The sequence below is a fragment of the Variovorax sp. GW460-12-1-14-LB1 genome, assembly GCF_059423605.1.
On the sequence record NZ_JBWKYF010000024.1, the window covers coordinates 1 to 13,887 of the forward strand.

At 69.5% G+C, this 13,887-nt stretch carries 15 protein-coding genes; 7 read left to right on the plus strand and 8 right to left on the minus strand.

All coding sequences use genetic code 11. The annotated features are described in order from the left end of the window. Positions 1-11: 11 nt before the first annotated feature. Entirely contained in the window at positions 12-269 is a 258-nt protein-coding gene (locus AC07Y4_RS14425) for a hypothetical protein (RefSeq protein WP_487847304.1), read from the minus strand. 200 nt (positions 270-469) lie between these two features. On the opposite strand from AC07Y4_RS14425, the gene AC07Y4_RS14430 reads away from it, so the two are divergent. The 7 genes from AC07Y4_RS14430 to AC07Y4_RS14460 all read left to right on the plus strand — a co-directional run bounded on the left by AC07Y4_RS14430 (position 470) and on the right by AC07Y4_RS14460 (position 8,060). Beyond that, positions 470-1,111: a hypothetical protein gene (locus AC07Y4_RS14430; RefSeq protein WP_487847303.1), complete on the plus strand. Its 642-nt coding sequence runs from the start codon at positions 470-472 to the stop codon at positions 1,109-1,111. A 147-nt stretch (positions 1,112-1,258) separates the two neighbouring features. Continuing rightward, the gene (locus AC07Y4_RS14435) at positions 1,259-2,383 is read left to right on the plus strand and encodes a 3-deoxy-7-phosphoheptulonate synthase (RefSeq protein ID WP_487847302.1); all 1,125 of its coding nucleotides are present in this window, start codon (positions 1,259-1,261) and stop codon (positions 2,381-2,383) included. A 102-nt stretch (positions 2,384-2,485) separates the two neighbouring features. Next, entirely contained in the window at positions 2,486-3,025 is a 540-nt protein-coding gene (locus AC07Y4_RS14440; protein ID WP_487847301.1) for a hypothetical protein, read from the plus strand. 428 nt (positions 3,026-3,453) lie between these two features. Further along, positions 3,454-3,978 carry a Csu type fimbrial protein gene (locus tag AC07Y4_RS14445; RefSeq protein WP_159272294.1) on the plus strand — a complete coding sequence of 175 codons (525 nt, stop codon included), beginning with the start codon at positions 3,454-3,456 and terminating at the stop codon, positions 3,976-3,978. A 20-nt stretch (positions 3,979-3,998) separates the two neighbouring features. Beyond that, on the plus strand, positions 3,999-4,748 hold the full coding sequence (locus AC07Y4_RS14450) for a fimbrial biogenesis chaperone (protein ID WP_172438275.1): 750 nt from the start codon (positions 3,999-4,001) through the stop codon (positions 4,746-4,748). 25 nt (positions 4,749-4,773) lie between these two features. After that, complete coding sequence (locus AC07Y4_RS14455; RefSeq protein WP_487847300.1) at positions 4,774-7,098, plus strand: fimbria/pilus outer membrane usher protein; 2,325 nt, start codon at positions 4,774-4,776, stop codon at positions 7,096-7,098. Next, positions 7,086-8,060: a Csu type fimbrial protein gene (locus tag AC07Y4_RS14460; protein WP_487847299.1), complete on the plus strand. Its 975-nt coding sequence runs from the start codon at positions 7,086-7,088 to the stop codon at positions 8,058-8,060. The genes AC07Y4_RS14455 and AC07Y4_RS14460 overlap by 13 nt, the downstream gene beginning before the upstream one ends. A gap of 30 nt (positions 8,061-8,090) precedes the next feature. On the opposite strand, the gene map is transcribed toward AC07Y4_RS14460, so the two are convergent. The 7 genes from map to AC07Y4_RS14495 all read right to left on the minus strand — a co-directional run bounded on the left by map (position 8,091) and on the right by AC07Y4_RS14495 (position 13,786). Next, positions 8,091-8,882 (minus strand): type I methionyl aminopeptidase, encoded by a 792-nt coding sequence (gene map, locus AC07Y4_RS14465; RefSeq protein ID WP_070059414.1) that lies wholly within the window; start codon positions 8,880-8,882, stop codon positions 8,091-8,093. Continuing rightward, positions 8,882-9,142 (minus strand): ParD-like family protein, encoded by a 261-nt coding sequence (locus tag AC07Y4_RS14470; protein WP_062482851.1) that lies wholly within the window; start codon positions 9,140-9,142, stop codon positions 8,882-8,884. The genes map and AC07Y4_RS14470 overlap by 1 nt, the downstream gene beginning before the upstream one ends. Positions 9,143-9,208: 66 nt before the next feature. Continuing rightward, a complete protein-coding gene (locus AC07Y4_RS14475; protein WP_487847298.1) occupies positions 9,209-9,613 on the minus strand; it encodes a DUF6194 family protein in 405 nt (134 codons plus the stop codon). A 15-nt stretch (positions 9,614-9,628) separates the two neighbouring features. After that, positions 9,629-10,648 (minus strand): Bug family tripartite tricarboxylate transporter substrate binding protein, encoded by a 1,020-nt coding sequence (locus AC07Y4_RS14480; RefSeq protein ID WP_487847297.1) that lies wholly within the window; start codon positions 10,646-10,648, stop codon positions 9,629-9,631. Positions 10,649-10,670: 22 nt separating this feature from the next. Then, positions 10,671-12,086, minus strand: coding sequence for a sensor histidine kinase (locus AC07Y4_RS14485; protein ID WP_487847296.1), 1,416 nt, complete (start codon positions 12,084-12,086; stop codon positions 10,671-10,673). Next, positions 12,087-12,752 carry a response regulator gene (locus AC07Y4_RS14490; RefSeq protein ID WP_062482520.1) on the minus strand — a complete coding sequence of 222 codons (666 nt, stop codon included), beginning with the start codon at positions 12,750-12,752 and terminating at the stop codon, positions 12,087-12,089. Between the two features lie 26 nt (positions 12,753-12,778). Continuing rightward, positions 12,779-13,786 (minus strand): Bug family tripartite tricarboxylate transporter substrate binding protein, encoded by a 1,008-nt coding sequence (locus AC07Y4_RS14495; RefSeq protein WP_487847295.1) that lies wholly within the window; start codon positions 13,784-13,786, stop codon positions 12,779-12,781. Between the last annotated feature and the right edge of the window lie 101 nt (positions 13,787-13,887).

Here is a 13,887-nt window from a genome sequence, read left to right on the forward strand (position 1 = left end):
GGCCCGCGGGGTCAACGCCGCGGCCATGCCAGGCCCCCGTTCTGCAACACGCCGGCCAGCTTCGCGATGCCGCCGGTGCCGCTCGCCGCCCGGCCGATCAGCGCGCCGCCGGCGGCGCCCGCGACGATCCGCATCAGGAACGACCGGCTGCGGCCCGCGGCCAGCAACAGCAGCACGCCGGCGCCGAGCACGACGAAGTGTTCGCCGGGGTAGTCGGCGCGCGCCGCATCCACCTGCTTGATCTTGTCGATCGTCTGTTTCAGGTCCATGGCTGAGGCTCCTTGTCGTGTTCAGTCGTTCTTACCGGTGAGTGCCGGGCTCCGCTGTAGGCCGGCACCATGCGCGGTGACGGAATCCGCCGCGAAAACGCCGTGGAGAAAGCCGCATCGCACGGGAAGCGGGGGCGCTCTCGATAATGCAACCCGCTTGTAGAGAACCCCACAGAAGCAGAGAACTAGAGAACCGCGAAATGAGTGCAGCAGATTTTCTTTTCGCCCCCGAGGTGCAAAAGCTCTTGATGGTCGCCTACGCGGCGCCCCAACAACCCTTGTCTTCCAGCGAGCTGGCCCATCGCTCGAAGCTCGACACGGCCGATGTGGAACGCACCTTGGCGCACCTCGTCAGCAGCGGCATCCTGAAGAAGCAAAAGCCGAAGGCCGAGGAGGCCGAGACCTTCTCGATCGACCGCGTGTTCATCTTCCACGACGAACTGCGCAACATCGCCCTCAAGTCGTTCGCCGCGGCCGAGCCGGTTCGCGCGATGCTGCGCGGCAAGTTCAAGGCCTCGGTCGTGCGCGCCTTCGTGCTCGCAGAGGACGAAGACGGCACCCTGGAGCTGCTCGTCGTGCACGGCCAGTCGATGCCCGACGAAGCCACCCTGGCGGCCGCCTGCCGGAAGCTCTCGAAGAACATCCACCGTCACCTGAAGGTGCACGTCATCTCGAACGCGAAGTTCAACGGACTCACGCCGCGCGATGCACTCATGCCGAAACCCGCGGCGCTCGAGATCATCAAGCCCGGAGATACGAAGGCGCCGCTGCCCGCCGAGAAGGTCGGCCTCTTGCAGAGTGCGAGGAAGAAGTTGGCGACGCTGTCGCGTTCGTCGGCGTGATCGCCTGGCTTTTGTCCTGTGAGGCCAGCTGCCGATGCAGGCCGCGACGGACCCCGACGTGTTCCTGAAGGCCGCCTGAGCCGGGGGAGGAGGGCGCGCTGGGGGACAATCGAAGCAACCCCCTCGACATCACAGCATCCCACGATCATGTCCCGCCTCGACGACCCCCGCCACGACGCCGAAGTCGGCTCCCGCGACAGCACCCTCGACACCACCCGCATCGACGACGTGCGCATCGGCGCCGTGCGCCCTCTCATGACCCCCGCGCTGCTGCAGGAGCGCGTGCCCGTGCGCGACAACACGCTGGCGCTGGTCGAAGGCAGCCGCGCGGCCATCGCCGACGTGCTGCACGGCCGCGACGACCGGCTGGTCGTGGTGGTTGGCCCGTGCTCCATCCACGACCACGACCAGGCCATCGAATACGCGCAGCGCCTGAAGAAGGTGGCCGATTCGCTGCAGGACGACCTGCTCATCGTGATGCGCGCCTACTTCGAGAAGCCGCGCACCACCGTCGGCTGGAAGGGCTATATCAACGACCCGCACCTGGACGGCAGCTTCGCCATCAACGAAGGCCTGGAGCGCGCGCGGCGCCTGCTGCTGGAGCTGACCACGCTGGGCCTGCCGACCGGCACCGAGTTCCTCGACCTCTTGAGCCCGCAGTTCATTGCCGACCTGATCGCCTGGGGCGCCATCGGCGCGCGCACCACCGAGAGCCAGAGCCACCGCCAGCTGGCCTCGGGCCTGAGCTGCCCGGTCGGTTTCAAGAACGGCACCGACGGCAGTGTGAAGGTGGCGGCCGACGCCATCCTCGCGGCCCGCGCGCCGCATGCCTTCATGGGCATGACCAAGATGGGCATGGCGGCGATCTTCGAGACGCGCGGCAACGACGACTGCCACGTGATCCTGCGCGGCGGCAAGGCGCCCAACTATTCGGCGGCGGATGTCGCGTCCAGCTGCGAGGCGCTGCTGGCCAACGGCCTGCGCCCGCAGGTGATGATCGACGTCTCGCACGGCAACAGCAGCAAGCAGCACCAGCGCCAGATCGTGGTGGCCGAAGACGTGGCCGCGCAGATCGCGGCCGGCGAGCGGCGCATCACCGGGATCATGATCGAGAGCCACCTCGAGGAAGGGCGGCAGGACCTGAAGCCCGGTGTGCCGCTGAAGCACGGCGTGTCGATCACCGATGCCTGCATCGGCTTCGCGCAGACGGTGCCGGTGCTCGAGGGGCTGGCGTCGGCGGTGAAGGTGCGGCGGCGGTTGGCCAAGGCCTGAGGCTTTGGCTTCTTTGGCAGCTTCGGCTTCAAGCCAGCATCTCATGATCCACTGCGAATCCTTCGCCAACCGCGAACGCTGATTCTCAAGCGGGTCAGTCCCATGCAACTCTCAAGCCCAGCAGGCGTCATTCAGATCGTCAACGAGCCGACTTATTCATTGAGTTCGGCTGACAACGTTCGGCGCTACCCGCTTGAGCTGCAGCTCGCAGGTGGGGCGCAGTCCAGCTCGATCCATGGCGTCCTGCTGAATGACGAGCCCGTTGCAGTGATTTCCAACGGAGGGGGGGCAAGCGGAGTACATCAGCACTCGGCTGTCTTCAAGGACGGGCTCCTCTATCTGGCTGTGGGAGACAGTGTGGTGTGCCTGAGTCTCGAGCCGGTCAGGATGGTCTGGTCGCTCAAGGTGGACTCGGCGACCTGCTTCGGAATCCACTTTGACGAGAGGCACAGCGCCTTCATTTCGCATGGGGAGCTGGAGATCGCTCGATTCTCAGCGGCCGGAGAAACTCTCTGGAGCGAGTCGGGAGCCGACATCTTTTCGGAGCGATGTGCGCTTCATCCTCAGTTCGTCGAGGCGATGGATTTCAACGGGAAAATCTACCGGTTTCGCTATGAAGACGGTCTTCCAGCCTCACCTTGACCGCGACCGTTTTCGACCGGTGTCGGCAGCGAGGGCCTGAGATTCGGGAGAGGGTCGGGCGCCTGTGGGGCTGGCTGTGACGGCCTGTTCGGCGGGCTGCCCCTATCGGCATGAATAGGCCGGTCAGCCTCTGGCGCCGCAGGCCCTGCGTTTGTTACGGCCACTCCCCATCCACCACCGACCGCACCGAAGGCCTCCATTTCGCCGAGGCAGGGGCACGGTGACTGTGGTGGAAATGTAAACAATGCAAACAGTTTTCCAATTGTTACGAGAACTAGATCACGAAGTTTGAGCCGAGGCGCCGTGAATCCGAGGGCAAACGGGCCGGTTGTGGGGCATCCTTGCGCCACTTTGTAGTCAAAACGTATGCAAAATGATTACAAAATACCGACCTGTCAGGTCTTATTGATTACATTTGGAGTGCTTTCATGCTCAAGCTCGCAGTCGCCGCGGCGGCCACCGCCACCTTCGTTTTCGCATCCGGTTCGGCCTTGGCTGACACGGCCAGCGCCAACTTCCAGGTCAAGATGACCATCGTCCGCAGCTGCTCGGTGACGGCCGGCAACGCCTCCGACATCAGCCTGGGCACCACCGTGCAGCCCACCGCCACCAACCAGACGGGCAACAACACCATCTCGGTCACCTGCTCCAAGACCACGCCGTACACCGTCGGCCTGCTGCCTTCGTCCACGAACGGCGGCACCACCGACGGCACGGGTGCCATGTCGTCCGTCGCCAACTCGGCCACCAACACCGACAAGGTGCCCTACGCGCTGTACTCCAACGCGGGCAACAGCACCGTGTGGGGCAACACCACCGGCACCGGCGCCAATGTGGTCGGCGGCACGGGCACCGGTGCGGCGATCACGCACACGGTCTACGCCAAGAACACCAACGCCAACTTCACGCCGGACAGCTACGCCGACACCGTCACGGTGACGGTCACGTACTGAGCCCGTACCCGTACTGAATCGTGAGACGTGCACTTGCCATCCTCGGACTGTGGGGCGCATGCCTGCTTGGCGGCGGTGCGGTCCAGGCGGCCGGCCTGCAGGTCTCGCCCGTCACCCTGACCCTGGCGCCGACCCGGCAGGGCGATGGGCTCTGGCTCAGCAACACGGGAACGGCGCCGCTGGACGCGCAGATCCGCGTGTTCCGCTGGACACAGGTGGACGGACAGGACCGCATGGAGCCGGCGGACGGACTGGTCGTCAGCCCGCCCATGCTGCAGCTGCCCACCGACGGGCGGCAACTGGTGCGCGTGATCCGCAACGGCCCGCCGCCCGCGGGCCCGGCGGAAGAGGCCTACCGCGTGCTGGTGGATGAGCTGCCCGTGCCCCAGGCGGCGGGTACCGCGACGGACGGCAAGAAGAGCAACCTGAACTTCGTGATGCGGCACTCGCTGCCCATCTTCGTGTCTCCGGCGGGCGCGGAGCCGGCCCCCGCGCAGTTGCGCTGGAGCCTGCGGCGCGAGGACGGCAAGGCCGTGCTGGAGGTCAGCAACAGCGGCGGGGTGCATGCCCAGCTGGCGGACCTCGTGTTCACCGGCGCGGACGGCCGCGCCGTCGCCGCCTATACCGGCTTGCTGGGCTACGTGCTGCCTGGCGCCACCATGCGCTGGCCGCTGAAGACGTCGCCCGCAGCCCTGGCCGGCGCGGGTCGCTGGCAGGTCATGATCGATGGCAGAACGACGGACGCCAACCTCGCGCCGCTGGCGCGCTGAGCGGGCCGGGTTCGCTGCGAGGGCCTTGCTGGCTCCGTTTGCACTGGCCCTGACCACGCTCCCCGCCCACGCAGCGCCCGCCGCGCAGTCCGTGCCGGGGGCCATGACGCTGTACCTGGAGGTCCGCCTCAACGGCATGGCCCGCGGGCTGCACCCGTTTCGCCTGCAGGCCGGGGCCTTGTCGGCCTCCCGCGCGGTGCTGCGCGAACTGAGTTTCTCCCTGCCCGACAACGGCGCTGAATGGCTGCCCCTGCGCGACCTGCCCGGGCTGGTGGCGGGCTACGACGCCGCGCGCCAGCAACTGAGCCTGACCGCGCCGCTGGCGATGCTGCAGCTGCCCACGGCCACGGTGGGGCAGGCGGCCGTCACCGCGCAGCCCCTGAGCACCTCCACCGGCCTGCTGCTGAACTACGACCTCTACGGCACCCAGGGTAGGGGCGGCAGCGCCAGCCTGAGCGCCTTCGGCGAGCTGCGCGCGTTCCGCGGCGCCAGCGTGCTCAGCACCACCTGGCTGATGCAGCGCACGCACGACACCCAGGGCTGGAAGGACCAGTCCGTGCGCATGGACAGCACCTGGAGCATGGCCTTCCCCGACAGGATGCTCACCCTGCGCGTGGGCGACACGCTCACCGGCGCCGTGCCCTGGTCGCGCGCCACGCGCATCGGCGGCATCCAGCTGTCGCGCGACTTCGGCCTGCAGCCTTACCGGCAGACCGCGCCGCTGCCCAGCTTCATCGGCTCGGCCACGATGCCTTCGGACGTGGAACTGTTCATCGACGGCATCCGCCAGTACAGCGGCCAGGTGCCGGCGGGGCCTTTCCAGCTCAACGCGCTGCCGCGCATCAACAGCACGGGCACGGCGCAGGTGGTGGTGACCGACGCGCTGGGGCGCGCCGCCACGCTGAGCTTTTCTCTCTTCGACAGCAGCCGCCTGCTGGCGCCGGGGCTGAGCGACTGGACGGTGGACCTGGGCGTGGTGCGTCGCAACTACGGCCTGCGCTCCTTCGACTACGGCAAGCAGCCGGTGCTGACCGGCACCTGGCGCCGCGGCCTCAGCGACAGCTTCACGGTGGAAGCGCATGGCGAAGTGACGCGCGGCCTGGCGCTGGCCGGCGCCGGAGGCGTGTGGCAACTGGGCGCGGCGGGCACGCTGTCGGCGGCGCTCGCAGGCAGCCGGCACGACGCCGACACCCCGGGCGGCAGCCGCAGCGGCACGCAGACCAGCCTGGGCTACCTGTGGCGGCAGGAGCGCCTGTCGGTGGGCCTGAACGGCTCGCGGACCCAGGGCGACTACCGCGACGTGGCCACGGCCTACGGCGCGGCCCCGGCCAAGGGCAGCGCCAGCGCGAGCGTGGGCTACGACATGGGCGGCCTGGGCAACGTCAGCGTGAGCTACCTCTACCTGCGCCCGGTCGGGCAGAACGCGTCGCGCTACGCCAGCGTGAACTGGTTCCGTTCGATCGGGCGCACGACCTCGGTTTCGGTGGGCATGAACCAGAACCTGGACAAGCGCAGTGACCGCGGCATCTTCGTCGGCCTGAGCTGGTCGTGGGACGCGCAGACCAGCGTGAGCGCCGGCGTGCAGCGCAGCGGCGACCAGGGCACGGTGGGCACCGTCAGCGCGCAGCACTCCCCCCTCGGCGACGGCGGCTGGGGCTGGCGCGCCACCGCGCGCACGGGCGGCGGCACGAGCGGCGGGCAGGCCGAAATCAACTACCTGGGTCCCTACGGCCGCGTGCAGGCCGGCGTGAGCGAGATGGGCGGCGGCCGCGCCAGCCGCTACGCCTATGCCGGCGCCAGCGGTGCGCTGGTGCTGATGGGCGGCGGGGTGCTGGCCGCGCGGCGCATCGACGACGCCTTTGCGGTGGTGGACACCGACGGCGTGGCCGGCGTGCCCGTGAAGCTCGAGAATCGACCGGTGGGGCAGACCAACTCGCGCGGGCTGCTGCTGGTCGTGCCGGTGAACGCCTACCAGAACAACAAGCTGGCGATCGACCCGATGGACCTGCCCGCCGACGTGCGCATCGAGCGCGCCGAGAGCCTCATCACCCCGGCCGGCCGGTCGGGCGCACGGGCGCATTTCGGCATCACGCCCGTGCGGGCCGCCCACGTGGCATTGATGGACGCACAGGGCCAGGCCTTGCCGCTGGGCAGCCGCGTGCAGGTGAACGGCCAGGAGGGCGGTGGTGCGGTGGTGGGCTACGACGGCTGGGTGTACCTGGACACGCTCGACGTGCGCAACACGCTGGCCGTGCGCACGCCCGACGGTGCGGTGTGCCGGGCGCAGTTCGACTGGCGCCGGCCCGAGGGCGGTGGTTTGCAGAAAGAGCGGTTGACATGTGGACGTTGAGATTCGTGAAACTGGCGCTGGCGTTCTCATGCCTGCTGGGCATGGGCGCGGCGCATGCCGACCCGAGCTGCTGGGTCGCCAGCCAGCCCAGCTTCGCCTTCGGCACCGTCACGGCGTCGGCGGCGACGGACACCACCGCCACGGTCGGCTTCGCCTGCCAGAACGACACCGGCCAGACCATGTTCTTGAGCTACTGCGTGTACGTCTCCCAGGGCAACGAGATCGCCGGCTACGCCCCGCGCTACATGACCAACTGGAACGGTTCGCAGATGGCCTACAACATCTATGCCGACGCGGCCCGCAGCGGCATCGTCGGCCCGCCGCCGGGCGGCGGCACCTACGCCAGCGCGGGTGGCACCTTCGTGCTGCCGGCCAGCGGCGGCAACGTCGCGTTGAACATCCCGCTGTACGGTCGCGTGCCGTCCGGGCAATCGCTGGCGGCGGGCGGCTACCAGGCCAACATCTACAACTCCGAGGTCGTCTGGGGCATGAAGAGCGGCAACGCGCCCGACAGCTGCACCGCGAGTTCGGCCAAGTACGTCGGCAGGACGAACTTCTACACGCAGGTCACGGCCCTCTATTCCAACGCCTGCACCGTCAGCGTGGCGGCCACCGACCTGGACTTCGGCAGTGCCAGCTCGCTGAGCGCCGCGGTCAACGGCACGGCCGCCATCACGATGGCCTGCCCGCCCAGCACCGCCTGGAAGGTGGGACTGAGCAATGGCGTGAACGTGGCGGGAACCCAGCGGCGCATGGCGGGCGGCACCGGTGACTACATCCAGTACGAGCTGTACCGCGATGCCGCGCGTTCGCTGCGCTGGGGCAACACCGTCGGCACGGACACGGTCGACGGCAGCGGCAACCCCGGCAGCAGCATTCCGGTCTATGGGCGGGTGCCGGCCCAGACCAATGTGACGCCGGGCAGCTACAGCGACACGATCACGGTCACCGTGACCTACTGAATCGCCATCGTCCCGGGGCCGGGCCGCGCATCAGATCGGCGCGTACGTGCCCGTGCCGCCCGGCCAGGCCGTCAGCACCTCGTAGCCGTCGGCCGTCACTGCCACCATGTGCTCCCACTGCGCGGACAGCGAGCGGTCCTTGGTCACGACGGTCCAGCCGTCGGCCAGCTGCTTCGTTTCGGCGCGGCCCGCGTTGAGCATCGGCTCGATGGTGAAGACCATGCCCGGCTCGAGCACGAGGCCCGCCCCGCGCCGCCCGAAGTGCAGCACCTGCGGTTCGTCGTGGTAGATGCGGCCGATGCCGTGCCCGCAGTATTCGCGCACCACGCTGAAGTGCTCGCGCTGCGCGACCGACTGGATCGCGTGGCCGACGTCGCCCAGCGTCGCGCCGGGCTTCACCTGGCGGATGCCGGCGCACAGGGCTTCGTAGGTCGTCTCCACCAGCCGGCGCGCCAGCACGCTGGGCGCACCGACGAAGAACATGCGGCTGGTGTCGCCGAACCAGCCGTCCTTGTTGACGGCGACGTCGATGTTGACGATGTCGCCCGCCTTCAGGATCTTGTCGGCCGAGGGAATGCCGTGGCACACCACCTGGTTCACCGAGGTGAGGATGGTCTTCGGATAGCCCAGGTAGCCCACGTTGGCGGGAATGGCGCCTTGCACCTTCACGATGTGTGCGTGGCAGAGGCGGTCGAGCGCTTCGGTGCTCACGCCGGGCACGACGTGGGGCTCGATCATCGCCAGGACCTCGGCGGCCAGCTGTGCGGCGCGTCGCGCCATCACCAGCTCTTCGGCGGACTTGAGTGGAACGTCGTGTGCCATCAGTGCTGCTTGCCGTTCGCGGGGGCGCGGGGCTTGCCGGGGGGCGCCGCAGTGACTGTCGCGGCAATGTCCAGCCCGCCCGAGAGCTCGGCCTGAATCAGCAGTTGGCAGACCTCCCGGTAGTCGAGGTCGGGATGCATCTCGGTCAGCATGCCGACCCGCATCCAGTGCTCTGCCTGCGCATTGATCGACCGGCTGAGGGCGTTGCCCGCCACGCGCAGGTTCTCGTGCATCAGGTCTGAAATCTTGACGATGCCCATGGGCCACCTCTGTATGAAACGTATATGGATTGTATGCGTTTCATGTGGTCGGGTGCCAGGGCCGGTCTACGCACTCTTGTCTCGCGCGATCAGCAGGTTGCGCGCCTCCGCCAGCAGCGGCTTCACGGTCTCGAAGGTCGCGGCGCTCGGGTTGATCACGCTCACCCAGTGCATCCTGGCGTACACCGGGTGCGGCATCAGCCGGTCGAGCGCGGTGTAGTCGATGTCGACTGGTGGCTGCTCGCCGAACAGCGCGCGAAAGGTCTCCTTGCCCACGCCGACGTTCAGGCGGAACACGCCGGGCCGGTTCAGCTTCGAGGCGCTGTCGAAGTCGTTGTCCTTCGTCACGATCGTGGCGAAGGGGAACTTGTTGTCCGCGCCGTGGAAGAAGAAGGTGTTGTCGTCGGCCACTTCGAAATGGCCGCCGCCGAGCATGTCGATGAGGTGTTGGGTGATGTCGTCTTCGGTCATGGAGATTGGATGAGGTCAAGGCTTCCAGCGCCGCAGGCCGAGCTCGTCGGCGAGCGCCTGGTAGGCCTTGATGCGCGCCTTCACGTAGTCATCGAGCGCGGCGCCGGTGAGCGCGAAAGGATAAAGGCCGTGCCGTTCGCGCAGCGCCGCATAGCCCGGCGCGGCCGTGGCCTCGGCGAACGCGGCGGTCCAGGCGCGCACGGCGGCGTCGGGCACGTTGGCGCTCAGGTAGACGCCGCGCACGGTCGGCCAGACGATGTCCGCGCCTTGCTCGCGCGCGGTGGGCACGCCCGTGAGCGCACCGCCCAGCCGCGCTTCGGACAGCACCGCGAGCAGGCGCAGCGGCGCGCCGCCGGCGATGGCCTGCAGCGCCTCGGCGGCGTCGCCGGGGAACGCGTCGACGTGCTTGCCCTGCAGCGCGCCCAGCGCATCGCCGCCGCCTTCGAAGGACACGAAGCGCATCGCCTTCGGTGCGCCGCCGGCCGCGCGCACCAGCAGTGCGGCCTTCACCCAGTCCTGGCTGCCGACCGTGCCGCCCGCGCCGAAGACCACGCGCGATGGGTCCTGGCGCAGCGCGGCGATCAGGTCCTGCAAACGCCGGTAGGGCGAGTCGCGGTGCACGGCGACCACGCCGTAGTCGGTGCCCAGCGTGGCGATCCAGCGCACGGCCGAGGGCGGGTGCGGCCCGAAGCGGCCCTGCGCGAGGTTGAGCAGCGAGCCGCTCGAGAACGCGACCAGCGTGCCCGGCCCGCCGAGCTGGCCGCTCGCGATGCGGTCGAAGGCCACCGCGCCGATGCCGCCCGGCAGGTAGCGCTGCGCAAGCGGCGTGCGCGCGGGGCGCACGGCCTGCAGCGCATCGCGTGCGAGGGCGCAGGTCAGCGCGAAGCCGCCGCCGGCCTTGGCGGGAATCACGCATTCCGCCGGGCCCTCGGACACATCGCCCGCGGCCGCCGTCGCCTGCAGCGCGACAGGCGCGAGCCACGCGGACAGCGCGCGCAGCACATGGCGACGGGTGAGAGCGAAGGGGCGTGACATTGAAGGGAAGGAGGGCAGCGGTTCACCCCGCAGGCCGGGGCCACCAGATGATGGCATGCAGGCCCGGCCCCGCGCCGCGCGCTTCGAGCCGCAAATCGCCACGGTGCCGTTGCGCGATGGAACGCACGATCGCCAGGCCGAGCCCGAAGCCGCCCTGGTCCGCGCGCGTGCCGCGCCGGAAGCGCTGGCCCAAGGTGGCGCGCTCGTCCTCGCTCAGGCCGGGGCCGTCGTCCTCCACGTTGAGGCTCCAGCCCGCGGCATCGCCGGCCGCGAAGAGCGTGATGGTGCCGGCCGCCGGCGTGTAGGCGATGGCGTTGGCCACGAGGTTGCTCAGCGCCTCGCGCAGCAGGCCGCGGTCGCCCACCGCGTGCAGCTCGGGCGAGGGCGCATGGATGCCCAGGTCGATGCGCTTGGCGCGCGCCAGCGGCAGCAGGTCGACCGCCACCTCGCGCAGCAGCTCGGCGGTGTCGAATTCGGCGGGTGCCACGGCCACGGTGTCGCTGCGGCCCAGCGCCAGCAGCTGCTGCGCGCTGCGCGTGGCACGGCCGATCTCGGCGCCGAGCGCGTCGAGCGCGGCGCGCACCTGCGCGGGGTCGTCCTCGCGGCGCGCGTAGTCGGCCTGCATCTGCAGCGTGGTCAGGTGCGTGCGCAGCTGGTGCGAGGCGTCGTCCAGAAACTGCCGCTGCTGCGCCACCAGTTCCTGCGTGCGCGCCATCTGCTGGTTCACGGCGGCGACCAGCGGGCGCACCTCGGCGGGCAGGTCGGTCTCGGCGATGCGCGTGAGGTCGTCGGGCGTGCGTGCCTGCACCTCGCGCGCCAGCCGCGACAGCGGGCGCAGCGCCGCCGCCAGCGCCAGCGCGGTGCCGCACAGCAGCATCGCGAGGATCAGCCCGTCGCGCAGCGCGGCGCTGCGCACGAAGCGGCTCGTGAACTCCTGGCGCGAGCGCGTGCTCTCGCCGACCTGGATCAGCACGCTGCGCCCGGTGCTGCCGGCCGGCGCGCTGTCCAGGTCGCGCCGGTAGGCCGCGAGCCGCACGGCCTCGCCGAAGTAGGTGGCGTCGTAGAAGGCCGGCACGCCCATCGCCGGCTCGACGGGCGGCGCGGGCAGGTCGGCGCTGCCCAGCTCCACCAGCCCGTCGGAGGTCGCGACGCGAAAGAACACCTGCCCGCTGGCCGTGAGCTCGAAGAACTCGAACATCGTGTACGGCAGCTCGACCGACAGCCCGCCCGAGGCCGTGGAGATGTTCGCGTCGATCGATTTGAGCGCGCCGAGCAGCGAGCGGTCGTAGGCCGCGTTGGCGGCGGCCAGCGCGTCGTGCCGTGTCATCCACAGCTCGATGCCCGTCACCAGCAGCAGGGCGGGGAACAGCAGCAGCGCGAGCCGCTGCCACAGGCTGGTGCGGCGCAGGCGGTCGGTGAAGCGGCGCAGCGCGCTCACTCAATCCGCTTCCAGCACGTAGCCCAGGCCGCGCAGCGTGACGATGCGCACGCCGCTGCCATCGAGCCGCTTGCGCAGCCGGTACACCAGCACCTCGATGGCTTCGAGGTGCACCTCGTCGTCGTCGGAGAACACGCGGTCGAGGATCTGCTGCTTCGACAGCGGCTCGCCGCTGCGCTGCACCAGCGCGCGCAGCACGGCCTGTTCGCGCGGCGACAGCGCAAGCGCCTCGCCGCCCAGCGTGAACTGCCGGCGCGCGCCGTCGTACACCAGCGGCCCGCAGGCCAGGCGCGGATGCTCCACGCCGCGCGCGCGGCGCACCAGCGCATGCAGCCGCGCTTCGAGTTCGGCCAGCGCGAAGGGCTTGGCGAGGAAGTCGTCGGCGCCTGCGTTGAGGGAGGCGACACGCTCGTCCAGCGAATCGCGCGCCGTGAGGATCAGTGCCGGCAGCCGCTGGTCGCGTTCGCGCAGCCGCTGCAGCACCGTGTGGCCGTCCATGCCGGGCAGGCCCAGGTCGAGCACCAGCGCGTCGTGGTCGCGCTGCTGCAAGGCCCGGTCGGCCAGCCGGCCGTCGTCCACCCATTCGACCTGGATGCCCGCATGCTCCAGCGCCTTGCAGAGCCAGGTGCCCAGGGTGTGTTCGTCTTCGGCCAGCAGGATGCGCATGGCGCCGATGCTAGGGCCTGTACCGGTCAATCAGGCTTGATGTTTGCCCGGGCGATGACCTTTTGCCAGCGGTTCTGTTCTGCGGTGATGAACTGCGCGAACTGCTCCGGCGTGCCGCCCACGGCCTCGGCCGCATCGGCCGTGAGGCGCTGCATCGAGTCGGGCGACTTCACGGCCTTCATGGTTTCGGCCGACAGCTTGGTCATCTGCGCGGGCGTGATGCTGGCCGGCGCGAGCATGCCGTACCACTGCGTCATTTCGAAGCCGGGGAAGCCTTGCTCGGCCACGGTCGGCACGTCGGGCAGTTGGGCGAGGCGCTTGGCCGAGCCGGTGGCGATGCAGCGCACCTTGCCGGCCTTGATGAACGGAATGATCGCCGCCGCGCCGATGGCCGAGGCGTCGAGCCGGCCCGAGAGCAGATCGGTCACCATCGGGCCGGTGCCGCGGTAGGGCACGTGCAGCATGAACACGTCGGCGGTCATCTTCAGGTACTCGAAGGCCAGGTGACCGGCGCTGCCGTTGCCGGCCGAGCCGTAGCTCAGCTTGCCGGGCTTGCTCTTGGCGTAGGCGATGAATTCCTTGAGATTCTTCGCCGGCACGTCGGGGTGCACCACGTACAGGCTGGGCACCTTGGCCAGCAGGCTCACGGGCTTGAAGTCCTTGTTCGCGTCGTAGGGCAGCTTGGCGAAGATGTAGGGGTTCACGGCCAGCGTGCCGATGTGGCCGAGGATCAGCGTGTGCTGGTCGGTGGCGCGCGCCACTTCGCTCATGGCGATGTTGCCGGCCGCGCCGGGCTTGTTGTCCACGAACACGCTCTGGCCCAGCGTGCGCGACAGCTCGGCGGCGGTGGAACGCGCCACGATCTCCGAGCTGCCGCCCGGTGCGAAGGGCACGACGAAACGGATCGACTTGCTGGGCCAGGCGTCCTGCGCGCAGGCCATCGAAGGCAGCAGGCCGCCGAGGGTGAGGGCGCCGCCGGCTTGGAGCCAGTGGCGGCGGCTCAGGGGGGCGTCGGTGGGGAAGCGGTCGGACATGGCTTGTCTCCAGTGTTTTTTGGATGGAAGCCCGCATCCTGCCGGGCGGATGCTGTCGGAATGCTGTCAGTGCCTCTCTGGATGGAGCCCGGTGGCCGAAC

Excerpts from the sequence above, each read along its gene's own strand:
- AC07Y4_RS14425 (WP_487847304.1), bottom strand. The coding sequence starts at position 269 with ATGGACCTGAAACAGACGATCGACAAGATCAAGCAGGTGGATGCGGCG.
- AC07Y4_RS14430 (WP_487847303.1), top strand. The coding sequence starts at position 470 with ATGAGTGCAGCAGATTTTCTTTTCGCCCCCGAGGTGCAAAAGCTCTTG.
- AC07Y4_RS14435 (WP_487847302.1), top strand. The coding sequence starts at position 1,259 with ATGTCCCGCCTCGACGACCCCCGCCACGACGCCGAAGTCGGCTCCCGC.
- AC07Y4_RS14440 (WP_487847301.1), top strand. The coding sequence starts at position 2,486 with ATGCAACTCTCAAGCCCAGCAGGCGTCATTCAGATCGTCAACGAGCCG.
- AC07Y4_RS14445 (WP_159272294.1), top strand. The coding sequence starts at position 3,454 with ATGCTCAAGCTCGCAGTCGCCGCGGCGGCCACCGCCACCTTCGTTTTC.
- AC07Y4_RS14460 (WP_487847299.1), top strand. The coding sequence starts at position 7,086 with ATGTGGACGTTGAGATTCGTGAAACTGGCGCTGGCGTTCTCATGCCTG.
- map (WP_070059414.1), bottom strand. The coding sequence starts at position 8,882 with ATGGCACACGACGTTCCACTCAAGTCCGCCGAAGAGCTGGTGATGGCG.
- AC07Y4_RS14470 (WP_062482851.1), bottom strand. The coding sequence starts at position 9,142 with ATGGGCATCGTCAAGATTTCAGACCTGATGCACGAGAACCTGCGCGTG.
- AC07Y4_RS14475 (WP_487847298.1), bottom strand. The coding sequence starts at position 9,613 with ATGACCGAAGACGACATCACCCAACACCTCATCGACATGCTCGGCGGC.
- AC07Y4_RS14480 (WP_487847297.1), bottom strand. The coding sequence starts at position 10,648 with ATGTCACGCCCCTTCGCTCTCACCCGTCGCCATGTGCTGCGCGCGCTG.
- AC07Y4_RS14490 (WP_062482520.1), bottom strand. The coding sequence starts at position 12,752 with ATGCGCATCCTGCTGGCCGAAGACGAACACACCCTGGGCACCTGGCTC.
- AC07Y4_RS14495 (WP_487847295.1), bottom strand. The coding sequence starts at position 13,786 with ATGTCCGACCGCTTCCCCACCGACGCCCCCCTGAGCCGCCGCCACTGG.